Source organism: Streptomyces purpurogeneiscleroticus, assembly GCF_020024005.1.
In the GTDB taxonomy this organism is placed as follows: domain Bacteria; phylum Actinomycetota; class Actinomycetes; order Streptomycetales; family Streptomycetaceae; genus Streptomyces; species Streptomyces purpurogeneiscleroticus.
Genome location: NZ_NHSG01000105.1, coordinates 1 through 22,350, shown reverse-complemented (window position 1 = coordinate 22,350; position 22,350 = coordinate 1). Strand labels below are relative to the sequence as shown.

At 68.2% G+C, this 22,350-nt stretch carries 20 protein-coding genes and 1 pseudogene; 10 read left to right on the top strand and 11 right to left on the bottom strand.

Going from position 1 to position 22,350, the window contains the following annotated elements; all coding sequences use genetic code 11:
* Positions 1-111, top strand: a pseudogene (locus CCS38_RS35830) (YbaK/EbsC family protein); the annotation flags it as partial.
* Positions 112-121: 10 nt separating this feature from the next.
* Here CCS38_RS35830 and CCS38_RS04660 read toward each other — a convergent pair.
* Entirely contained in the window at positions 122-1,360 is a 1,239-nt protein-coding gene (locus CCS38_RS04660; RefSeq protein WP_223731911.1) for a 4-hydroxybenzoate 3-monooxygenase, read from the bottom strand.
* Positions 1,361-1,430: 70 nt separating this feature from the next.
* Entirely contained in the window at positions 1,431-1,940 is a 510-nt protein-coding gene (locus CCS38_RS04655; RefSeq protein WP_223731910.1) for a GNAT family N-acetyltransferase, read from the bottom strand.
* A 138-nt stretch (positions 1,941-2,078) separates the two neighbouring features.
* Here CCS38_RS04655 and CCS38_RS04650 point away from each other — a divergent pair, with 138 nt between their 5' ends.
* A complete protein-coding gene (locus CCS38_RS04650) occupies positions 2,079-2,291 on the top strand; it encodes a hypothetical protein (RefSeq protein WP_223731909.1) in 213 nt (70 codons plus the stop codon).
* Between the two features lie 26 nt (positions 2,292-2,317).
* The gene (locus CCS38_RS04645) at positions 2,318-2,524 is read left to right on the top strand and encodes a hypothetical protein (protein ID WP_030255866.1); all 207 of its coding nucleotides are present in this window, start codon (positions 2,318-2,320) and stop codon (positions 2,522-2,524) included.
* A gap of 23 nt (positions 2,525-2,547) precedes the next feature.
* Here CCS38_RS04645 and CCS38_RS04640 read toward each other — a convergent pair whose 3' ends face one another.
* Positions 2,548-4,146 (bottom strand): T6SS phospholipase effector Tle1-like catalytic domain-containing protein, encoded by a 1,599-nt coding sequence (locus CCS38_RS04640; RefSeq protein WP_223731908.1) that lies wholly within the window; start codon positions 4,144-4,146, stop codon positions 2,548-2,550.
* 511 nt (positions 4,147-4,657) lie between these two features.
* On the opposite strand from CCS38_RS04640, the gene CCS38_RS04635 reads away from it, so the two are divergent.
* Both CCS38_RS04635 and CCS38_RS35245 read left to right on the top strand, forming a co-directional pair.
* Positions 4,658-5,005: a hypothetical protein gene (locus tag CCS38_RS04635; RefSeq protein ID WP_223731907.1), complete on the top strand. Its 348-nt coding sequence runs from the start codon at positions 4,658-4,660 to the stop codon at positions 5,003-5,005.
* A 132-nt stretch (positions 5,006-5,137) separates the two neighbouring features.
* Complete coding sequence (locus CCS38_RS35245; protein ID WP_263301691.1) at positions 5,138-5,272, top strand: hypothetical protein; 135 nt, start codon at positions 5,138-5,140, stop codon at positions 5,270-5,272.
* 152 nt (positions 5,273-5,424) lie between these two features.
* On the opposite strand, the gene CCS38_RS04630 is transcribed toward CCS38_RS35245, so the two are convergent.
* Together CCS38_RS04630 and CCS38_RS04625 are read right to left on the bottom strand one after the other, a co-directional pair.
* A complete protein-coding gene (locus CCS38_RS04630) occupies positions 5,425-7,620 on the bottom strand; it encodes a glycoside hydrolase family 15 protein (protein WP_223731906.1) in 2,196 nt (731 codons plus the stop codon).
* A 55-nt stretch (positions 7,621-7,675) separates the two neighbouring features.
* Entirely contained in the window at positions 7,676-10,306 is a 2,631-nt protein-coding gene (locus tag CCS38_RS04625) for an MGH1-like glycoside hydrolase domain-containing protein (RefSeq protein ID WP_223731905.1), read from the bottom strand.
* 534 nt (positions 10,307-10,840) lie between these two features.
* Between CCS38_RS04625 and CCS38_RS04620 the strand changes: the two genes are divergently transcribed.
* The gene (locus tag CCS38_RS04620; RefSeq protein WP_223731904.1) at positions 10,841-11,080 is read left to right on the top strand and encodes a hypothetical protein; all 240 of its coding nucleotides are present in this window, start codon (positions 10,841-10,843) and stop codon (positions 11,078-11,080) included.
* Positions 11,081-11,378: 298 nt separating this feature from the next.
* Here CCS38_RS04620 and CCS38_RS04615 read toward each other — a convergent pair whose 3' ends face one another.
* A complete protein-coding gene (locus tag CCS38_RS04615) occupies positions 11,379-12,941 on the bottom strand; it encodes a long-chain-fatty-acid--CoA ligase (protein ID WP_223731903.1) in 1,563 nt (520 codons plus the stop codon).
* Between the two features lie 294 nt (positions 12,942-13,235).
* Here CCS38_RS04615 and CCS38_RS04610 point away from each other — a divergent pair, with 294 nt between their 5' ends.
* Positions 13,236-13,394, top strand: a complete 159-nt coding sequence (locus CCS38_RS04610) for a hypothetical protein (RefSeq protein ID WP_223731902.1) — start codon at positions 13,236-13,238, stop codon at positions 13,392-13,394.
* Here the strand turns inward: CCS38_RS04610 and CCS38_RS04605 are convergent.
* From CCS38_RS04605 to CCS38_RS04585, 5 genes are all read right to left on the bottom strand, one after another.
* A complete protein-coding gene (locus tag CCS38_RS04605; protein ID WP_223731901.1) occupies positions 13,384-14,616 on the bottom strand; it encodes an acyl-CoA dehydrogenase family protein in 1,233 nt (410 codons plus the stop codon). The genes CCS38_RS04610 and CCS38_RS04605 overlap by 11 nt on opposite strands.
* Before the next feature lie 102 nt (positions 14,617-14,718).
* On the bottom strand, positions 14,719-16,086 hold the full coding sequence (locus CCS38_RS04600; RefSeq protein ID WP_223731900.1) for a flavin monoamine oxidase family protein: 1,368 nt from the start codon (positions 16,084-16,086) through the stop codon (positions 14,719-14,721).
* Positions 16,087-16,093: 7 nt separating this feature from the next.
* Positions 16,094-16,474 carry a hotdog domain-containing protein gene (locus tag CCS38_RS04595; protein WP_223731899.1) on the bottom strand — a complete coding sequence of 127 codons (381 nt, stop codon included), beginning with the start codon at positions 16,472-16,474 and terminating at the stop codon, positions 16,094-16,096.
* A complete protein-coding gene (locus CCS38_RS04590) occupies positions 16,471-18,132 on the bottom strand; it encodes a flavin-containing monooxygenase (protein ID WP_223731898.1) in 1,662 nt (553 codons plus the stop codon). Before CCS38_RS04590 ends, CCS38_RS04595 begins: the two co-directional genes overlap by 4 nt.
* A gap of 135 nt (positions 18,133-18,267) precedes the next feature.
* Positions 18,268-19,260, bottom strand: a complete 993-nt coding sequence (locus tag CCS38_RS04585; RefSeq protein ID WP_223731897.1) for an alpha/beta hydrolase — start codon at positions 19,258-19,260, stop codon at positions 18,268-18,270.
* A gap of 169 nt (positions 19,261-19,429) precedes the next feature.
* Between CCS38_RS04585 and CCS38_RS04580 the strand changes: the two genes are divergently transcribed.
* The 3 genes from CCS38_RS04580 to CCS38_RS04570 are packed head-to-tail and all read left to right on the top strand — an operon-like array spanning position 19,430 to position 22,261.
* A complete protein-coding gene (locus CCS38_RS04580; RefSeq protein WP_223731896.1) occupies positions 19,430-20,092 on the top strand; it encodes a hypothetical protein in 663 nt (220 codons plus the stop codon).
* Positions 20,085-21,458: a glutamine synthetase family protein gene (locus CCS38_RS04575; protein ID WP_223731895.1), complete on the top strand. Its 1,374-nt coding sequence runs from the start codon at positions 20,085-20,087 to the stop codon at positions 21,456-21,458. The genes CCS38_RS04580 and CCS38_RS04575 overlap by 8 nt, the downstream gene beginning before the upstream one ends.
* On the top strand, positions 21,455-22,261 hold the full coding sequence (locus tag CCS38_RS04570; protein WP_223731894.1) for a gamma-glutamyl-gamma-aminobutyrate hydrolase family protein: 807 nt from the start codon (positions 21,455-21,457) through the stop codon (positions 22,259-22,261). Before CCS38_RS04575 ends, CCS38_RS04570 begins: the two co-directional genes overlap by 4 nt.
* Positions 22,262-22,350 lie beyond the last annotated feature (89 nt).

Here is a 22,350-nt window from a genome sequence, read left to right as displayed (position 1 = left end):
CTGATCGGCAGCGGCGCCCGGCGCGGCAAGCTCATCGTCCCGGGCGAGGCGCTCGCGTCCCTGCCGGGGGCGCGGGTGCTGGAGGGGCTGGGGCGCCCGGCCGGGGCGTAGACGCAGGCTCTCAGAGCGCCGCGATGTCCGTGGCCGAGCCGAGGTACGTCTCGCCGAAGGCCGCCGCCGCGGCGTCCGACACGAGCAGTTGCCGCAGCCGGGCCGCCGCCGTGCCCGCGCGGAAGGGGTCGCCGGACGAAGCCCCGTGCATCACCTCGGACAGCCACTGGGAGAACTCCTGGTACTGCCAGACCTTCTCCAGGCAGGCGTCCGAGTAGCGGCCGAGCGCGCTCTCGTCCCCCTTCACGCAGGCCGCGACGAGCGCGCCGGCGAGCAGCAGCGCGTCGTGGATCGCCAGGTTCATGCCCTTGGCCGCGATCGGCGCGACCAGGTGGGCGGACTCGCCGGCGAGGTGCACACGGCCGTAACCCATCGGCTCGACCACGTAGTTGTGCATGTCCAGGACCGTCTTCTCGATGATCCGGCCCTCGGTGAGCGGCTGCGCGCCGGTCGCGGCGAGGCGGGTGCGCAGCTCGCTCCAGATCCGTTCGTGCGGCCAGTTCGCGGGGTCGTCGCCCGGCGGGCACTCCAGGTAGTACCGGGTGACCTCGGGCGTACGCGCCATGTGCGCGCTGAAGCCGCGTTCGTGGATGCCGAAGACGACTCCCTCGGCGGACGGCGGGGCCTCGGCGAGCAGTGCGAGCCAGCCGATGCCGTAGTCCAGGCGGGAGATGCGGAGTTGACCGGCGGGTATCGCGGCGCGCGCCACGCTCCGCGCGCCGTCGCAGCCAGCTATGTACGCGCAGTCGATGCGTTGCCGTGCGCCCGTCTCCGGATCGGTGTACGAGACGGAGGGCCGGTCGGTGTCGATGCCGGCCGGCCGGACGTCCCGTACGCCGAAGCGGATGTCGCCGCGCGCCGCGTCCGCGTAGGCGGCGACCAGGTCCGTCACCAACAAGGGCTGCGGGTAGACGAAATGGCTCTGCCCGGAGAACCGGCCCGGCTCCACCACATGCCGCTCGCCGTCCCACCGGAACTCGAACGTCCGCTGCCGCTCGGCCCGTTCCAGCAGTCCGCCGGCCAGCCCGTGCCGGTCCAGGGCGTGCACCACCCACTCCTCGATGAAGCCGGCCCGCGGCCGCTGCTCGATGAACTCCCGGCTCTCCGCCTCCAGTACGACGCAGTCGACGCCCGCGGTGTGCAGGACATTCGCGAGCGTCAGACCGGCGGGGCCGGCGCCGATGATGACGACGGACGTACGGTGCGCCTGGCCGGCGGGGGCGGACGCGGTGGCGGGGGAGTCGGCCACGGTGGCGGTTTCCTTCATGCGGTACCGGAACGAGAACTGGGTGGTGGCAGTGTATGGCCGAACTGGCAGGTCAGAGGCGGCGCGTGGCTGCGTAGGTGCGGACGTCGAGGGACAGGGGCGTCGAGTGCTCCGCGAAGCCGAGGGCTCGGTACAGGGCCTCCGCCTCATCGGTGGCGTGCAAGTCGACTCGGGACACGCCCTGTTCGGCCAGCCAGGCCAGCAGCGCTTCGGTCGTCGCGCGGGCGTATCCGCGGCCGCGGTACTCCGGGTCCGTGCACACGTTGAAGATGAAGGCGAAGCGTCCCGTGGGGTGCTGCGGTGCGGGGAGCCGCTGCTCGACCGTGCCCACCGCGCAGGCGGCCAGCCGGGGAGCGGCGCCGTCGTCCGCCGCGCCGTCCGCGTCCACGACGAAGGCGCCCAGTACCGGGTCGGAGCCCGACAGCTGCCGGCGGGCGATCTCCGCTGCGTTCTTTTCCCAGCTGCCTGGCTCGTCGGAGCCGTTCATCGACGCGAACATCAGCCGACGCAGCCGTACCAGTTCCTCGGCGTCCTCAGGGCCTGCCTGTCGTATCTCGATCATGAGCCGGACGCTAGCGCACGCGCGCGGGCGCAGGCGCGTGCGAATGTGGTCAGCGCAGCGCATGCGACTATTAGCGGCTTTTTGGTTGTTTTGGGACCCCAGGGAGAGGAGAACCGGTCCAGAGGAGGTGTAGAAGCCATGCCCGAACCAGGGAGCAAGAAGTTCGACAGGCGACGGGCGAAGCTCCGTCGGGAAGCCGAGGACCAGGGAATCCCGGACAAGCACGCGAACGAAGACGCGAAGGGGCGGCTCGAGGACGATCCGCAGTGGCAGACCCACGGCCCCCGGACGGAGCGTGGGCTCGGCCCGAAGGGGCAGCGCAACGAGCGCGACGACCAGCGGAAATCCTGAGCCGGCGAACTCCTGAGGAGGACGCGGTGAGCAAGAGCAAGAACCCGCAGTCGAACGAACTGCGCCGCAGTGGCAAGAGCGCCGCCGTACAGGACGCGGCCGAGGCCAAGGCGGGCTCCGACCGGAAGGTGGGCCCCGGCGGCGCCGAGCACGCACACGGCACCGACAAGGGCCGCAAGGGCGGCGGCCCGGGCGGCGGCGTCCCCGCAGATCAGCGCCCCGACCACCCGTAAGGCCAAGGGGTGGGGCTTCTGCGTCAGGCGCTGCGGGTGACGGTCAGGTGGACGCTGCCGCGGTTGTTGCCGTAGAAGCCCCAGGCGTCGTTGGCGTACGCGTAGAAGTAGCCGGCCTGGCTCACCTGGTGGGTGGTGTGACTGCCGAGCGCGATGCGTTCGTGGCCGCGGTTGCCGGGGGCTCCCTGTACGTGTTCAGCGTCGTTGGCGATGTAGCCGACGAGGCACATCCACGGGAGATCCACCTCACGTGGCGCGCCCGGGGCGGTGGCCTCCTGCTGGCCGGTCACGCTGCGGTAGATCCTGACGCCCTGGCCGATGAGGGTGCCGATGTGGCGCGGCAGAACGGTGGGACGGAAGCGGTCCCACCCGGTGGTGCCTTCCGGGCCCGACCATATCCAGCCGTCCAGCCATTGGCCCGTGGCCTGGAACCTGTAGCTGCCGGGTTCGAGGTAGAGACCGGTGTCGTTCCACAACTCGCGGGCGAAGACCTCTATGGTGGCTGTTTGGCCGACGCGGAGCAGACGGCCGGACCGGTAGGGTCCGCTGGTGATCGGCTGCTGTTCCTGTCGCTGCCGCACCGAGGGGTCCAGTGTCTGGGTAACGCGCACGTGTTGTTCTGCGCTGTCGGCAGCGACGAGCGGGGGGACGGCGCGCGGCCGCAGTTGCCATACGATCTGCAGCAACGTGTCCAGTAGGGGCTCCGTCAAGAGGGGCACCACGTTAAAAACACCCCGGTTGTCGTCGTGTTGCACGTCGACCGGGTCCGGGACGATCTGCCTCAGCGAGTGCGGGGAGAAGCGCAGTCCAGCCGTCCTGGCCGCCTCATCGACCATCCATTGCAGGGCGCCGTCGCTCAGGCCGGTCCGCAGGTGGCCGCCGCCGACGTCCATGTGACTGCCGGGAAACCAACGCTGCTCGACGTCCTGTCCCGGCACTGTGTTCTCCCACAGCGTCGGGGTGAACGGACGGCGTCGCTCGTCCATGGCCAGGGCGTGGCGGGCGTGTTGGATGTGCGGATTCAAGTTCACGTTGTGGCGGAATTCCAGGCGCTTCATCGGAACGAGCAGGTTGATGCCGGCCAGGTGGGTGGGAATGCCCAGGGAGCCGACCGTGTCCCAGACACCGATGAAATCCACCGGCATGGCGGTGGCGTCGTCCGGGTCGAAGCGGAAGTGCAGTCCCGTGCGCCACCGCCGGTCGTTCTCGCGGGCCCGGTAGTGGGCGTAGGCACGATGCACGTGGCGACCGGCGGTGGCGGCATTCAGGCCGTCGAGGTCGATCAGCCCTGAGGCTGTGATCAGGCCGGCGAGGCTGCGGGCGGTGTAGGCGCCGCGGCTGAAACCGAACAGTGCGATGGAGTCCCCCGGCTGGTAGGCGGTGGCCAGCCACTGGTACGCGTCGAGGATGTCCTGCGACAAGCCGGCTCCCGCCGCTCCGCCCAGCAGCCTGCGCAGCAGGCCGCCCTCGGTTCCCACCCCGGGTTCGTAGTGGCTGCGCTGAGGGCGCCCGTCGGCATCGGTGGGAAGCAGGGCGTTGTGCAGGCGGCGCACGTTCGAGGCCGAGGCCATGGACGGATCGAACCAGGTACCGTCGCAGCACACGACGAGACGTTGCGGCATGGTGGTGACCCCTCCTTGGCAGCATCCCCGTTTCTCCGGTTGTAGCGACGTCCGTCCGCGACGTACAGATGACTTCGCGTGCATATGGACGCCGCCGCGCGTGCCGCCTTTTGATCACGTAGACGGCCGCGCCTCGTTCGCGCGCGGTGACTTGGGCGGCACCCGTCCGGCCGGCGGCGTACGCGGCATGACGTGCTGTTCCACGAATAACTGGTAATTCACGTCACTTCCCTCACAGGCGGCAGACTGAAGATTTAATTCCGTATTCGGCGGGGTTGCTCATACTTCACTCGACGCCGTTGACTTTCCGGGGAGAGAGGAGCAGCCTTCCAGCACGGTGATTTTCGGCTTGCCGGGAACGAGTGTGCCGTCGATTCCGCAGCGCCGATAGCCGTCGCGCGGCCCGGGGAGGGCGTTCGTATATACGTTCGCCGAACCGTGCCCAACCCATGACGACACAGAATCCACCAGCTTCGGGCCCTTCTGGCCCTACAACTCGGGGGAGGCAAGAATGGCGGCCGCGACCAGGCAACTGTTCGTGAACTCACCAGCCAGCAGGTCCGTCACAATCGACCTGGGGGCAACCACCACATTCGTGGCATGGGGTTCGATCACGATGCTCGACCCGCGAATCCAATTCGACCGGGACAACGCCGTCGTGATCGACATACCTTTCATCGACGGAAATCGAACGAACACTCAGGTTTTCGGAGGTGACCACTGGGGGGCTGCCGGCGCCTTCAGTAACGTCCACGATTCAGCAGTCGTTCGCTTCGGCCGGACTGTCACCTTCAGGATGCGCACATTCGGACCTGACATTGACGCCATGGGTTGCGGAATTGTCATCACCAATCCATGACGCTTGAGAGGGAAACCAATGCCGAGGTACTTCGTCTACGACAAGGAAGACGGTCGCGTTGTGCATGTGCACGAGACGTATGACGCGACGAGTGGTGCCACCCGGCCGTGTACACGGGAAGAAGTGTTCGCGGTGGTGGATGAGGGGCTGGACAAAGAGAAGCTGGACATACTGCAGTCCGAGTTCGAGCCGGAGGCCGGCTCGGGGGAGCTGCGTGTCGATCTCACCACTCAGAACGTGGTGGCGGCCGGGGTGCCGAACGAGTAGCCGGTTCAGCAGACCGGCGGCGTCCCGATGCGAAAGGGGATGGTCAACGTCGTCCCTCCGCCTGCCCGCCGGACAGGCGGAGGGACGACGCACCACCCTGGACCACGCGTTGTCCCGTAACCCCACAGCCAACGCCCGAGGTCTCCGGTGAGTCAGTCGCAGCGGTCGGTGTAGCGGCAGGCGACGAGGGGCGGCTGCTCGGTGAGGCGGCCGTCGGCGAGGTTGACGGCGAGCCGGAGGTACTGGGCGTGCGTCCAGGCCAGGGGCGTCGCGGAGGTGGTGCCGGTCCCGGGTGTGAAGCCGGCGGGGGCCTTGTCGTCCCAGACCTGTTCGGCCATCAGATAGCCGGAGCCCGCGGTACGTGCCATCGCGGCGAGCTGTTCGCGCGCCCCGGCCGGGTCGTCGGCGACCAGGTCGTACTCGCCGCGTTCACCGTTGAGGAGTGGCCAGCCGCGGCCGTGGGTGCGGCCGTCGCCCGGCTGGGAGATGAACCAGGGGCTGCCGTCGGCGGTCTCGCCGTAGCCGTCGAAGGATCCGCGGTACCAGAAGCGGCCGTTCGGGGTGTCGAAGCCGAGCTGCTCGTCGACGACCTTCAGGCTGTGGACCACGTCCGGGTCGTCGGCCGGCAGCACGCCCAGCCGTACGAGTTCCAGGAAGCTGGGGTCGACGATGGTGCGCTGGTCGGCGTCGGCGGGGCCGCCGTTGCTCACGTCGTACGTGGTGCCGGCGTTGGGATTGCCGTCCTTGGTCAGCTGCAGGAAGTACGGCTTGGTGGAGTACGGCCCGTTGTGCGTGACTGTCCAGTCCTTGACCTTGCGCTGCCAGGCGTCGGCGGTGTCCAGATACCGCTGCGCGGAGTCGGTGTCACCGTTGGCTTCGGCGATCTTCGCGGCGGTGACCAGACCGGCGATCTCACTGGCGATGGTGGCCGGCGAGTAGCCGCTCTGGTTCTCCCAGCGCTCCTGCTCCGACCAGGGAGCGGTGTGCCCGTCCTTGGAATAGCCCACGATGAAGTCCGCGGCCCGCTTCACATGCGACCAGGTCTTCGCGTCGGTACGGCCGAGCTGGTCGGCGAGGAGGATCGGGAAGGCGACCTGATCGAGCTGGATGCCCGTCCAGATCGGCGTGCCGTCGGTCGCGGACTTCTGCGGGAAGGAGCCGTCCTGTCTCTGCTGCTTCTCGAAGAGATAGTCCAGCGCCCGCTCGGCACCCGCCCGGTCCCCGACGGCGATCAGGGCCGTACCCACCTGGTACAGGTCGCGCGCCCAGACCGCGTTGTAGCCGCTGGTGTCCGGTTCCTCCTTGCCCGACCACGGCATGGAGGGTGAGGCGACGAACGCGCCGCGGTGGGTCTTGTCCTCGGTCGCCGCCAGCACCATCGCCGACACCCGGTACGCCTGCCGTTCCCGCTCGGTGCGCAGGGCCTCCGGCGGGCGGCGCAGCCCGGACAAGTAGCGGTGCCAGCCGGCCGCATACGCTGCCGAGACACGCTCGAACCCGGTGCCGGCCGAGGTGTTCGCCGTTTTCAACGCCCGGGTGGCGTCCGGGCCGAAGCCGAGGGCGAGGGTGGTGCGGCGGCCGTTGCCGAGTCCGGTGAGCGTGGTCCGGCCGGTCTGGACGACATTGCCCTTCGACGCGGAGCGGTACGTCCAGTCCATCCGCCGGTCCTGCAGCAGGTCCGTCCAGCCGTCGCTGGCCCCCAGGTAGCCGCTGGAGGTGGCGGTGAAGCCCGTGGAGGCCACCAGTGCGCTGGCGGTCCGGTCGTCGGAGGCGACCAGGGCGCCGTCCTTCGTACGACCGGAGTCGTCGGCACCGTAGTTGCTCAGGGCCGGATCGTAGAGCGCGTACACCTGGTACGGGCGGCCGGTCAGCGACTCGAACTCGACGTCGGCCTGGACGGCGGAGCGGTCGGGGTCGGTGACATAGGTGGTCGTCAGCCGCCAGCGGCCGTCCTTGTCCGTGGACACGGTCCGGTAGGTCGGACTCTGCGGATCGGAGAGCCGGGTGACCTGGCGGGATGCCTCGTCGGCACGGACGGCGAAGTCCTTCCCGTCCGTGATCACGAAGCCGAGCTCGCGCACATTGGGCGTGTCCAGGGTCGGGTAGTACACCTCGCCCAGGCGTCCGCCCTGAAGGGTGAACCACGTCTTGCCGGACGTTCCGTAACTCGTACCGAAGCCGGTCTTGTCCGCGGGCGGACGGGCCGTCGACGGGGCGGCCCCGGGCGCGCCGGGGGCCTCATCGGATTCGGCCGCCGTCGCCGGTGTCCACTGCGGCGTCAGGGACGATCCCACCGTCAGGGCTAGGGCGGCCCCAATGGCTGCGGTCAGCTTCCGTGTGCGGGTCACTCGATCTCCTCCGAGGAGAGGGATGAAGGCTCGTGGATGGCCGGTGCGGGCTCGCTCACTGCTTCGGGCCCGCTGTGGTCGTGCGCTTCAGCAGTGCCTTGATGGCGTACACGTCGCTGTAGTTGGAGGGGCCCTCGCGGGTGTCTTTGTAGAGCGCGTTGTGCTGGAAGTAGCTCATGTTGACCGCGAGCGGGTCCTGGGCGAGTTCGATGCGGTAGGTCTTGCCTTCGGTGAGCTCGGCCTTGGCGAAGGTGGAGCCCCGCACCGTCGTCCAACTGCCCGTGTTGGGCATGGCGATGACACGTTCGGTGACGAGTTCGCCGGTGGCGTCGTCGTAGACACGCAGCATCTTCATGCCGCTGGAGACACCGGTGTTGATCGGCCCGCCGACCGCGGCGTCGGCCTGCAGCAGGTACTCGCCAGTGGCCTTCGGGGTGATGCGGGCAGCGAGCTTGTCGCCCGGGGCGGTGCCCCAGTCGGCGTAGTACACGCCGTTTTCGCCGGTGGTCTTCTTGCCGCCGGTCGCTTCGAAGTCCTCGCCGGTGACCTTGTGCACGCGGTCGTCGCCCGGTCCCCAGTAGCACTCGGGCTTGGCATGCTGGGAGGTGTTTCCGCTGGAGGTGTAGGTCAGGCGGACGCTGTAGCAGTGCGAGACCTCTTCCGGCCGCGCGGTCCTGTCGGTCCACGTCTGCTCACCGGCGCCGACCGCGACGTTCTCGGCGATCACCTTGCCGTCGCGGAGGACGTCCATGGTGACCTTGGAGGGGTTCTCGTCGCCGATGTCGAGGGACAGCTGCGTGCGGCCGTCCTTGACGGTGACGCTTTTGACGTCCGGAGTGGTGGGCCCGTAGAGGGCTTCCTTGGAGGAGAGGTCCACGGGCTTCGGCGCCTTCTGTCCCGAGCCGGCCGCGGGCTTGGCGAGCTTGACGACCACGGTGGACTCGCCGTCGCCGAGCATCTTCTCGGTGATCGGCGTACCGGCCGGCACCTCCTTGCCGTCGAGGGTCAGCGACTCCACCTGGTATGCGCCCTCACCGGCCTTGCCCGCCGGGATGTCGAGCGCGACGTTCAGCTTGTGGCCCCGGTAATCGAGGTCGTTCAGCACCGCCCGCTCGCCGCCGGGGAAGTAGGTTTCGCGCAGCTGGGCGGGCAGGAACGGATCGATGTGCAGGCCGTCCTCACGGGCGTCGATACCAAAGATGCTCTGCTGGACCATCGACATCATGCCGGCGACGCTCCACAGCTGACGGTCGGAGTTGAGGGCCGTCTTGGTGCTGCCGTCCAGGATGTTGATGTTCTCCTTGTTGGTGGCGAACAGCGCCCCGCCGCGGACCAGGGAGCGGGCCTGCTGCGTGGCCACGGCATCGTTGCCGGTCCGGGCGGCGGCCCGCATCATGTAGGCGGTCACGAACGGCCACACCGCGTTGTTGTGGTACGAGGGCACGCCCTGCTGTTGCGGCCAGAGCACCGACGGGCCGTAGGAAGTCTGCGGGTAGTTCGCAACGGCCTGCTTGGCCTGCTCCGGTGTGGCGACGCCGGTGAGTACGGCCAGCGAGGTGCCCAGGGCGTCGTAACGGTTGACCGGAGAGGTGTCCTTCTCGGTGCTGAGCATTTGCGAGAACTGGCCCTTCTCGGGCAGCCAGAACTTCTCCCGGACAGCCTGCATCAAGTCGTCCGCCCAGCCCCGGTACTTGGCAGCTGCGGTCTTGTCACCTGCGTCGGCAGCGAGACGGGAGGCCGCGTCGATGGCTGCCCAGTGGGTGACGTTCGTGGACAGCGAGCGCGAGGTGGCGATGGTGGCCACATCGTTCTTGGTCCAGTCCGCGTAGCTCTGCTCGCGCCAGTCCAGGAAGGAGTGCTCACCGAGGTAGAGGCCGTCGCCCCGATCGAAGACGACCTTGCGGTCGTGCTCGATGGTGTTGCGTATCGCCTCGTACGCCTTGTCCGCGAACGCCTGCCGCTTGCCGTCGGGGAGCCAGTTGGTGATCTCGCTCGCGCCGAGCGCCCACACGACCCGGTCGGTGGAGCTGGGGTAGCTGCCGCCGGTGCCGGTGTCCTGGATGATCTGGGTGTCCCCGGACCCGTCGCGCCGCTCGCTCAGCTTGAACGCGAGCGTGTTACGCATCCGTTCGGGGTCGGCCGTGGTCAGGCCGAGGTCGGCGGAGTACGCCACGTCCCGCGTCCAGACGTACGTCCAGAGCTTGCCGGTCTGGTAGCAGCCGCCCGGACAGTCGATCGGCTTGCCGTCGTTGTACGAGCCGTCGGTCAGCCGGTCGGTCTTGTTCAGCTCCGCGTCGTCATGAGCCATCGCGTACAGGCCGTCCAGCAGCACGGACCCGGATCGCAGGGTCGGCTTGCCCGGCGCCTCCTTGAAGACCCGCTCGCCGGCGACGGAGCTGACCAGCTTGTACGTGCGCAGGCAGTCCGCGTCGACGTCGGTGACCGTGACGGTGGCCGAACCGGTGCCGTCCTTGAAGCGTCCCGGCTCCTCGGGGACGGCGCACCGTGCGTTGCCGGCAGCCGCGGTGCTGGTGGCTGCCTGGGCCGACACAGCCGACACAGCCGGCGCGGAGGGCATGGTGGCCGCCAGGGCTGTGGCGATGGACGCCGTCAGAACGGCCTTGACCACTGGTCTGCCACGGAGAAGAGAGGAATGCCTGGTGCGGCTCTGCGGATGTCTGCTCACATCGTGCTCCTTGTAGTGAGGCGGGGGCCGCTCGCGCTCGTCAACGTTTCCCCTTGGCAAGAGCCGCCAAGAGACACCACTTAAAAGCAAGGGGCGTCCCACAGAGTTCATGTGTTCAAGATCAAAATTCAACTGCGCAGCGCAAGGCGTCCCGTACCCGGCCGCGCGCATGCCCCGGAAGGGCAGGGTCACGCTGTGTGCAGCTAGCCCGTGTGTGGGCGCTGACCAGCGAATACAAGGCGAAGGTTGGATCTCAACATCGCAGCCCCAGGTCGCTGTCGCAGCTTGTTGCAGCGCTTGCAAACTAGGTGTTGCCTGTGACTGCGTCAACAGAAAGTGAACTCATAATTTCGAGAGAATTTCGCGAACAATGAGGGCATATCGGAATCAAGTGGCGCTCCGTCCCCTTGGAGACTGCGCTTGCAGCGCTCTCATTTCGGCCGGGCGAGACGTGCTGGGCGGGTACGAGCGCAGCCCGGCACGGTCGCCGCACACGCCCCCGCTCCGTTACTTTGTGCTACTTTCCCGCCATGCGTGGAGCGCGCGGCCGATGAACTGTCCTTCGCCATCTCGCGTAGCGCTTCCAGCCTGGACCTTCTGGGCTACAGCGTGACGAGCATGCGCGAGCGCTCCGAATTCCTCGAGCAACTTCCGGTGCGGCGCAACGCCGACGCCTTGCTGGTGATCTCGTTCGCCCTAGACGTCGACCGAGCCCCCACTCTTCAGCGGGTGAATCGAAAGCGGATTAATCGAGCTCGGCCGACGAAGGGCTGAGCGCCACCGCCAACAGTCCTCCGAAGCCAGGCACCGCACGGGCCCCGGCGCAACACCGCTCGCTGCGCGGGGCCAGTTCGTCAGACACGCGGCGTTACTGGGCTGTCCTACCGGTTTCGGCATTCGATTGCCCGGTGGAGTATTCCTTGGATGCGCCCTCCTCGGCGGACCGAGCCGCACGCCGAAATGCCGACCGGTGAGACGACACCGGCTCGCAGATGGCGCATCGAGCGGTCGTCCGTGCGCGCGGAGTTCGACCGGCAGCCGGGCGCCGTTGAAGGGGCGTGCGTCTTGTGTGTCACTGCTGTGTTCTGCGGTCCAGCGCGCGCTTGAGGATCTTTCCGGTGGCGGTCATCGGCAGGCTGGGCACGAACTCGACGATGCGCGGGTACTTGTAGGATGCCATCTCTCCCTTGGCCCAGGCGACGAGCTCGTCGGTGGTGAGGGAGGAACCGGGCTGGAGGATGACGAAAGCCTTGATCTCCTCGCCGTGGCTGTCATGAGGTACGCCGATGACGGCGGCCAAGCTGACCTCCGGATGCCTCATCAGGACTTCTTCGATCTCACGCGGATAGACGTTGAAGCCGCCTCTGATGATGAGGTCTTTTGACCGGTCGACGATGTAGTAGAAGCCGTCTTCGTCGCGTCGTGCGAGGTCGCCGGTGCGGAGCCAGCCATCGCGGACGACCTCGGCGGTGGCTTCCGGCCGGCCGTAGTAACCCTTCATCACGTTGTGGCCCCTGACCGCGATTTCGCCGACCTGGCCGCTCTCGGTCACCTCGGTCCAGTCGTCGTCGATGAGTTTCAGTTCGACGCCCCAGACGGGCACCCCGATCGATCCTGGGCGTGGGTCGAGATCGGGGTCGCTGAACGTCGCGACGGGAGAAGTCTCCGACAACCCGTATCCCTCGAGCACTGTGATCCCGAGGCACTGTTGGATCCGGTGGGCAATTTCCGTCGGGAGTGCAGCTCCTCCGGAGATGCCGATCCGGAGGTTGCCCGCGATGCGCTTGACGTCGATGTCGTCGCTGAGCGCGTTCAGGAGCCCCCACCACATGGTGGGTACGCCGGCGAAGAACGTGATGGGCTCGCGGCCCATCAGGTCGACGACTTCGCGCGCATCGAAGCGGGGGACGAGGTAGAGGGTGGCAGCCATCGAGAAGCCTGCGTGCATCTGCACCGTGGCACCGAAGGTGTGGAAGAGCGGGAGGCAGAGCAGGTGGCTGTCGGAAGCCGGTGTACTGCGGAACAGGCGGTTGCATGCCAGCACGTTCATCACTGTGTTGGCGTGCGACAGCTCTGCGCCCTTGGCTTGTCCGGTGGTCCCGGAGGTGTACAGGATGACTGCCGTGTCGGTGGGTTCGGTCGTTGCTGAGTCGAGCGTTGTGCCATGGCCGACCAGGGCACTGCCGAGCGTCTCGACGCCGTCGATGGGGCTGGGAGCGGCCGGATCATCGGTGATGACGAAGAAGTGCTCGACCGCGTCGACCTGCTGGAAGCCGGCGAAGCCTTCGGCGCTCATGGGCAATTCGGGGGTGCCCTCGAAGCAGAAGTACGCCGTCACGTCGGCGTCGTCCAGGTGGTAGGCGATCTCGCGGCTTTTCAGGAGCACGTTGAGCGGGACGACAGCTGCACCGGTTTTGAGGATCCCGTAGTAGACGACCGGAAAGTGCGGCAGGTTCGGGCAGCTGAGGGCCACCCTGTCACCGGGGCCGATCCCGCGATGCACCAGCATATTCGCGACCTGGTTGGCCGCGGCGTTCACCTGGCTGTACGTCAGGCGGGTCGGGCCCAGTACGACGGCGTCGCGGTCGGGGTACTTGCGGGCGGAGTCCTCGAGCAGGATCGACAGGTTCAGCATGGTGACTCCTCATGAGCCTCGCGGCGGGCTTGCTCGCCCGCGGGTGGATCGTGTGGTCCGCGCTTCACTCCCAGCGCGGCCGTGTATGCCGGCATTGCGGTGGATCGACGAAGACGTCGTACTGGGCTCGCAGGCTGCCCAGCCAAGGGGCACGATCGTCATGCCGTACTTGGCCATCGCGTGGGGACATGCCGCGCAGTTGAATGTCGGCCGTCAGGTCGAATCGCGCGCGGCGCGGGGCGGCCGCAGCGGGAGCTTCGTGGTCAGTGTGTCGGTGCCGTGCCGTCGACGACCATGGCCGAAGCGTTGTTGACCACGATGTTGATGCCGCCGAACCTGTCCACGCAGAATTACGTAGGCGCCACGCCGGGCGGCGGCGACGGCGATCGCCGGGCCGATGCCGCGGCTGCCACCCGACATGGTCAGGATGCGGTTCGCGAGCTCATCCGGTGATCTCCTTGCCGAAGATGCCGCGAGCGATGACCCACTTCAGGACCTCGTTGGTGCCCTCGTAGATCTCCCCGATCTTGCTGTCGCGGTAGATCGCCTCGACCGGCCCCGGAGTGCCGTCGGCGCTGAGCTCACGGGCGAAGCCGAGGCCGCCGAACGCCTGGACCGCATCGCGCGCCATGTCGACCGCCAGCCGGCTTCCGTACTGTTTCGCCATCGCGGCTTCCGGCTCGGGGAACATCTCGCCGTCGTCACGGCGCAGCGCAGCCTTGAGGTAGAGGTTGCGGGCGTTCTCGATCTCCGTGGCGCGCTCGGCCATCAGGAACTGCCAGTGCTGGTTGGCGGCCAGCTTCCGTCCGAACGCCTCCCGGGTCGACAGGTGCGCGACAGCGTGGTCGAACGCGGCCTGCGCCATGCCGACACCGGCGGCGGCGATGCCGATGCGGCCGAGCGTGAGTGTGGCGAGTGCGTGACGGAGTCCGTGTCCCGGCTCGCCGCCGAGCAAGGAGTCGTTTGTCAGCTCGACGTCCTCGAACCACACGTCGGCGGTGAGCTGGCCCCGGTTGCCCATCTTCTGATCGGGCTCGCCGACCCGCACTCCGGGCAGGGAGGTGTCGACGATGAACATCGAGAGCCGGTCGCCGGTGCGAGCGAGCGTGACGATGAATCCCGCGACCGGTGAGTTGGAGATCCACCGCTTCCGGCCATTGAGGATCCAGGTGTCTTCCCGCTGGACGGCGACGGTCCGCACCGCCTGTGGGCTCAGGTCGGACGATGCTTCGGGCTCGGTGGTCGCGAAGGCACCGACGACCGAGCCGTTGGCGACCTGGGGCAGCCACCGTTGTTGCTGTGCTGGGGTGCCGTGGGTCAGGGCATTGCCGGCCAGGATGCAGTGCACGTCGAAGACCGCCGCGATGCTGCTGGAGTAGTGGGCCAGTTCCTCGATAGCGACGGCGGTCGCCGTGACCGGGTGCGCGAGGCCGTCCCCGCCGACCTCGGCGGCGAAGGGCACCCGGAACAGACCGGCGGAGGCAAGGCCGTCGAAGACGTCCTGCGGGAAGCCGTCGACGCGCTCATCCCCGTTCGCGATCCGGCGTGCGGCGGGGGCGACGACGTCGGCAGCAATCTTTCGCACGCGGTCGCGGAGCTCCCGGGTCTCCGCGGGGGAGAGGAGGTCGTGGTAGAGCCGGTCCGCCTGACGGGTGGGGTTCTGTGTGGCAGGCATGGTTGTCTTCCTTGCAAGGGGCAGCCGCGAATGGCGGGCACGAAGATGTCGGGGAGCGGCCGCCGGCGCGGGCGGCTGAAGAATGCGGTGCGCGTCGGACCGTCAGCGCACCGGGCGGGTCAGGCTCGCCAGAACCTGCTCCGCGGCCCGCTCGCCCGACGAGGCCGCGTCGGCGAGTGAGGGCATGTCGAGCTGGTAGTCGCCGGCCAGGTGGACGGGGCCGAGGTGTTGGCGCAGCGTCGGCAGCGAGGCACGTCCGCCGGGTGGCCAGAACGGCACGACCCGGGGGTGACGTCGGACGATCCCCTCGTCGAGCTTCCCCTCGAGCTCGGGGTAGAGCGAGAGGAGGTCAGCGGTGAATCGAGTAACGATCTCCTCATCGGTGAGCTCGAACAGGCTGTCGGCCGCCGCGCCGCCCGCAAAGCAGGCCAGCGCGCCACCCGGCTTCCGTGGGCCAGGACCGCGCAGGGCCGCGGCATGGTTGAACATCGCCTGGAACGACAGCTGCGGCGTCGACACAGCGATGTAATCGTCCCACCGCTGCGGGCCCTCCTCGCGAGTGAAGAAGCCCACCACCACGTACCGGCCGTAGTGAATGTCCTCGAACGCCGCCCGATACCCGGATGGGAGGCCGGGCATGAGCTTCACAGCCACGTCGCTGGGCACGGCCACGATCGCACGGCGGGCGCGAATCCGCGCAGGTCCGTTCTCGTCCTCGTAGTCGACGACGACGCCGTCCTCGGTCCACTCCACCGACCTCACCGGCGAGTTCAGCCGCAGTCGATCGCCGAGGTCGGCGGCCACGATGTCGGTGAGGGTCTGGTTTCCCCCTTCCGGTAGGGAGAAGTTCGGAACCTTTGCCGGGTCCGTCAGGAGTATCCCCATCGAGATCGCGAACTGGGTCGCCGCCGTCTCCTCCGGCTCGCACCCCATCCACTGCCCGGACCAGGACCGCACCATGGCCCGCGCGACTTCGGAGCGAACGCCGCGAAGCACGTACGACGCAGGGCGAGCATCCAGTGCCGCCCGGACCCGCTTCGCCAGGGAATTGTCGGGGTACATCGCCAGGAACGGTACGGCCGCGAGAATGCGAGCGCCGACAGCCGCCAGTCCGACCCGGTCCATGAAGGACATCCGGGAGCGCAGCATCAGGCCGAACGGATTTGAGGTGTCGACCTGCTTTCCGTGGAGCGCGAGGGCCACCTTCTTGCCCGCCAGCGTCCCCATGGGGATCCGGTGGCGTTCGAGGGCTTCGATCAGGGTGCCGGTCCCCTCGGTGAACTGGGTTCCGAGGTTGATCCAGTAGTCGCCCTGGCGAACCGACTCCACGCGTCCCCCGGCTCGATCGGTGGCTTCGAGCACGACGACGTCCCGATCGGACAGGGTGGTCGCCGCCATCAACCCCGCTATGCCGGCACCGACCACGACGATCTCGCACGCCTCTTCACGTACGTCTCTCGATGTGTCCATAGCTGCATCAACTTCCGTTCTCGATTGCGCCTGCAGGGACGACGCCCGTCCCTCGGGCACGAGTAGCGACGATGGGTTCGGCCAGTACCTCGGCGCGGCCGGTCTCGTCCAAGGAACGGCAGATGATGCGCAGTTCGAACTCGACCGTTCGGCTCCGGTTGCCCCTGGACGCGAGGCGTGCCTCTGCTTCGATGACGTCTCCGCCGCGGATCGGCGCGAGGAACTCGACCGAGGAGTACCCGGCAAAGAGGCTCTCGTGGCCGTCGACGGCGATCGCCAGGTGTGTTCCGGCGTCACCGAACAACTTCAGGCTGAACGCACCGTCGACGAGGTTGCCGGCGTAGTGGGCATCGGAGTGGGCGACGTACCGCTGGTGGACGACCTTCACGCGATCTCCTCGTCGATGCGGCCGATCCCGGGGGCAACGGCCTGTTCGCCGATCCTGACGCCGGGGTAGCCGCGCTTGGCGATCTCGTTGCACATGCGGCGGTACTTGCCGACGCCGCCGACGTAGCCGAGGAAGGTGGCCGGCTTGCCGGTCACGTTGGAGCCGCGGTACCAGGAGTCGGTGGACGCATAGAGCGTCTGGCTGACCGTGGCCTCGGTGATGCTCACCCAGTCGTCCTGGGCCTCGGCGGTGGGTTCGATGACATCGCTGCCTTCGGCCCTGGCATGGGTGATCAGGTCGGCGATCCAGTCGACCGCCTGCTCGATCGTCACAATCACGTTGCTCGCGAGTGCGGGGCTCTGGGGGCCGCCGATCATGAAGAAGTTGGGGAATCCGGCGGTCATGATGCCCAGGTAGGTGCGCACGCCGTCACTCCATGCATCCTGGAGCCTGCCTGCCTCCGGCGTCGTGACGTTGAGTGCGAACAGGGGGCCGGTGAACGCATCGAAACCGATCGCGAGAACGACGGCGTCAACCTCGTAGGAGCCGCCCTCGGTGACGATGCTGTCGGAGGTCATGGTCGTGATCGGCTCATCACGCAGCGAAACGAGCGAGACGTTCGGACGATTGAACGTCTCGTAGAAGTCGGTTCCGAAGCAGCTGCGCTTGGCGCCCAGCGGATGGAACCGGGGTTCCAGGAGGGCCGCGGTCCGCGGATCATGGACGATCTCACGGATCTTCTGACGCATGAAGTCCGCCGCGGTCTTGTTGGCCTTCAGGTCGGTGAGGAGGTCGGCGAACTCCGCGCCGACGCCGAGAAACCCGCTGCGCTCGTAGGCCCGCTCGTAGCGCTCCTGACGCTCCTCGTCGGAGACGTCGAAGGCGCGGTCGGTCACCGGGCGGTCCGGGATGCCGCCGGGGGACTGCCGGCACTCCTCGCGGACGGCGGGGTACTTGCTCTTGATCTCAGCGACTGTCTCCGCGGGCACCGGGGCGTTGCGGGCGGGGAAGACGTAGTTGGGGGTCCGCTGGAATACGGTCAGATGGTCGGCCACCTCGGCGATGAGCGGGATGCACTGCACGCCGGACGACCCTGTGCCGATGACGGCGACCCGCTTGCCGGCGAGGGCGTCGAGCGAGACGGTCCAGCGGCTCGTCGACACCGTCAGCCCGGTGAAGTTCTCCAGGCCGGGCACGTCGAATTCCTTCGGCGTCGACAGACCGCCCGAGCCGGCCAGGAGGTAGCGACCACGGCGGGTGTCGCCTGAGTCGAGGGTCAGCTCCCAGAGGTGCTCATCGGGAAGCCAGTTCGCTGCGATGACCTTGGTGTTGAACCGGAAGTGCCGACGGAGATCGAAGCGGTCGGCGACGTGGTTGATATAGCTCAGGATCTCTGCCTGCGGGGCGAAGCGCTCGCTCCAGGTCCACTCCTGCTGGAGCTCCTCGCTGAACGAGTACGAGTAGTAGAGGCTTTCGACGTCGCACCGGGCGCCGGGATAGGTGTTCCAGTACCAGGTGCCGCCGACGTCGGGGGCGGTCTCGTACCCGGCGAACGTCCAGTCCTGCTCGGCCGCCTTATAGGCGGCGTACAGGCCGGAGAACCCGGCGCCGACGCACAGGACGTCGACGACCGGGGCGGTGGAGGAGGTGTCAGTCATGGTCTCTGCCTTCTCGTGGTCCAAGGGGGCGGATGGACGGCACGAAGGTGGTCATGTGTCTATGTCATTTGACTAAGAAGTCGTTTGACCAAGAAGGTAGCCATGGCCGTGACCTTCGTCAATGCCCGGTGGCTATCAAGGAGTCGAGGCTGACGTGGCGCGAGTGGTGGCGATGCCTCGCAGGTGGCGGACCATGTCGTCGATCGCCGCGTCGGTCTTGGCGAAGACGCCGACCTCGGTGAAGAAGCCGTGGAACACGCCCGAGTGGCGAATGCACGTGGTGGGTACGCCGTCGTGTTGCAGTCGTTCGGCGTATGCCTCGGCGTCGTCACGCAGCGGGTCGACCTCGGCGGTGAGGACCAGGGCCGGCGGCAATCCATGCAGGGACGCCGCCTTCATGGGAGCTGCGTACTGATCGACGCCGCCCTGGTGGTCCGGGCCGATGTACTGCTCCCAGAACCAACGGGCATCGGCTGCAGTCAACAGGGGTGCGTCGGCGAACCGGGTCCACGACGGCGTGGAGAACCGGTCGTCGACCGCGGGGTAGACGAGGACCTGCGACACGGGGAGCGGGAGTCCGCGATCCCGGAGGTGGAGGCAGAGCGCGGCGGCGAGGTTGCCGCCCGCGGAGTCGCCGCCGACGGCGATCATGTCCGGATCGATGCCCGCATCGAGGGCCGACTCGCGGAGCCAGGCCAGCGTGTCGAGCGCGTCCTCGAGGGCCGCCGGGTACGGGTGCTCCGGGGAGAGCCGGTACTCCAGGGAGAGCACTGCCCATCCGGACCGAGCGGCGATGGCGCGGCAGACCTCGTCGACTCCGTCGAGGGTTCCGAGAACGAATCCGCCGCCGTGGAGATACAGCAGCGTCGGCCGCAGGCCCTCGTCCGGCGAGCCGGGTGGGTGGTAGAGGCGCGCGCGGAGTGGTCCGGAGCGAGTACGGACGGTCACCTCGTCGACTCGGTCGAGGGGCGTCAGTGGACGGTCGGACGGCGTGCTCGCCAAGAGCTCGCGCGCCGCCTGGGCTCCGAGCTCGCGGAGGGGCGTCGTCAGTACGTCTGCGATGGCCTGGGCTGCGAGCTGGGCGTCGGTGTCGAGGCGTTCCCAGTGCGGGGGGAGCGGTCTGTTCATGCCATGGCCTTTCCGGACGGCGTGGAAACCGGGTGTTGACAGCGTGTGACCCGTACCTCAACATCATAGTCATCCGTTTCAGTCATGTGACTAAGTAACCTCGGATTTGTTCGAGCCAGTGCGGCGTCATCACGTGACGCGTGGCTCGTGAAGTCGAAAGGACCGAAGGATGACCGGAACCATGACGGCCCTGACGTCGACGTCTGCGGGTGGCGCAGACATCGACGTCAGGATCGAGGACGACGCGAGCCCCGTCGTGCGATTGATCGCCCGTACGCTGCGTGACTCGGCTCGGGCCGGGCATGCCGTCGACGCTCTGACCAGGTCCGCCGGCACCGTGGCGATGCGCTCTCACGACACGCCCCAGGCCGCGACGATCACCTTCGGTGACGACGGGATCGACGTGGCCAGCGGCGTGCCGGCCGAATCGGACGCCGCTGTCACGGTCGACCTCAACGCGCGCTTCACGCCGACGGCGGAGCCCTCCGGTGACGCCGACCTGGCCGGGGGAGTCCTGCGGGCGCTCACGCCGCCGCTGCCCGAGTGGCGGGATGCCGCTCAGCGGTTCTGGGACGCGACACGCTCGCTGCCGGGCATCCCCGACGTACTGATCGCGGTCACCGAAGGGCCCGAGGGCCTGGAGCAGGCCGTGCTCGGCGACGGCGCCACGCAGTACCTGATCGCCGGGGCTCCCGAGACGCTCGCCGGCGTGTTCTCCGGCGCGGACGACCTCATGGCCGTCCTGGCCTCGGGTGCCCTGGGGATCCAGGGCACCCTGTCCCAGCTGTCGGTGATGACCGGCGCCTCCTGGAAGGTTCGTTACGATGTCTGAACTCAGCACCGCCGCCACGAGCGCGTCGCTCCGCGGCTCCGGCGCGCGAACCGTCCGGCTCGAGGCGACGAACCACGAGGGATGTCTTCTCGGCAAGAACGTCTCGCCCAAGAAGTTCGCCGCGGGCAAGGACGCCGGTTTTGCCTTCGCGGATCTCCTGTTCGGCCTCGACCTCGGCAACGTTCCCGTCTTCGGTTCCGCCTACCCCGCCTGGCGTGGCCACCTCGACGACGTCTACCTCCGTCCCGACATGTCGACCCTTGTCGAGTGGAAGCCGGGCCTGGACTCGGTGATCGGCGACTACTGGCTCAAGGACGGCACGCCGGTCCCGATCTGCCCGCGCAACCTCGTGCGGAAGATGACCGAGCGGCTGGCAGGCCACGGATTCACCGCGACCGTTGCGGTCGAGATCGAGGCGACCGTCTTCGAGGAGTCGATCCACGAGGCGCGCGCCCGCGGGTACCGCGACCTGACCCCCTTGGGCGGCAGCGCGGGCACGGCGTACCACCTCGCCAAGTCGAAGGACTGGACCGACTACATGAACGCCGTGGCCGACCGCCTCGACGAGGTCGGCATCGAGTGGGAGGCATGGAGCGACGAGGACGCCGCCGGTCAGATCGAGCTCAACCTCGCACCGGGCGACCCGATCAAGGTCGCCGACGCCTGGGCACGGACCCGCCAGATCATGCGCGAGGTCGCCTTCGAGCGTGGGCACAGCGTGACCTTCATGGCCAAGCCCACCGCCGGTTACGGCCAGGCATCCCACATCAACCTCTCCCTGCAGCACGACGGCGACAACGCCTTCTACGCCGAGGACGGACCGTCGGCCACGATGCTGCACGCCATCGGCGGGCTGCTGGCGACGATGGAGGGCAACACGTCGATCGTGCTGCCGCAGATCACGTCGTACCGGCGGCTGGTCGACCTCAGTGGGCCGCCGGTCACCATCAGTTGGGGGATCAGCAACAAGACCGCCGCGGTGCGCGCCGTCTGCGGACACCCCGAGTACTCCCGCCTCGAGTACCGCCTCCCGGGCGCGGACGCGAACCTCTACCTCGCGCTCGCGGGCGTGCTGGCCGGCGTCATCGCCGGTATCGAGCGGAAGATCGACCCGCCCGAGCAGGTCACCGACATGGCGTGGTGTCTGCCACCGGGCCTGGGCGTCGACCGGATCCCGGACACCATCACAAAGGCCGCGGCGGCCCTGGACGCCGACCCGATCCTGCGCGAACTCCTCGGCGGCGAGTTCGTCGACTACTGGATCGCGTCGCGCAAGTGGGAGTGGATGCAGTTCCACACCGCAGGCGGCGACCCGTTCGCCGAGCTCTCGCAGTGGGAGTCGGTTCGCTACTTCGAACTGCCGTGAGTACGCGTGAGGAGGCCGTGACGGTGCGGCCGCTGATCGGCATCACCGGACGGCGGTACCGGCTGGAACTGCTCAAGGGATCCGACGAGAGGTACGGCGACCGTTGCACCGACAGCTACATGTCGGACTTCGCAAGCCGCATCGCGCAGGGCGGCGGACTTCCGGTGCACCTGTCGTACGACACCGACGCGACGGAAATCTGCCGGTGGCTGTCCGGTGTGGTGATCACCGGGGGACAGGATGTCCATCCGGCGTGCTGGGGCGGCGACACGACAGTGGCTCGCGACATCGATCCGCGGATGGACCCGATGGCCCACGACGTGGCCCGGGACGAGTACGAGATCGAGCTCGTCCGAGCCGCGCTGGAGCGGGGGATACCCGTGCTGGGTGTGTGCCGCGGCATGCAGGTGCTCAACGTTGCCCTTGGCGGCACGCTCATCGCCGATCTTCCGCCCGGCTCCGTGAGCCACCTCTCGACAGAGGCTGCGCCGACCGACGGCACCGCTGACCACCTCGTGACCTTCGAGCAGGGCTCGATCGCCGCCGACCTGTTCGGCGAGCACGCGCTGACCAACTCCTGGCACCACCAGGCCGTCGACCGCTGCGGCGCCGGGCTGGTCGTGACCGGGCGGACCAGTGACGGCGTGGTCGAGTCGGTGGAGCTCCCAGGGGCTCCGGTGCTCGGAGTCCAGTGGCACCCGGAGTGGATGAAGAGCGCGGACCCGGCGATGACGTGGATCGTGCAGGCCGCAGCGGAGCTGCTCGCGGCCCGCTGCGGTGAAGAGATGCAGAGGATGCGATGACTGAGAACATGGCAGCCGAGCGAGCCGGTCGCACCCGCTCGCGCCCCCTGCCGGTCGTGCAGCCCGACCAGATCGGCGCGGACCCCACC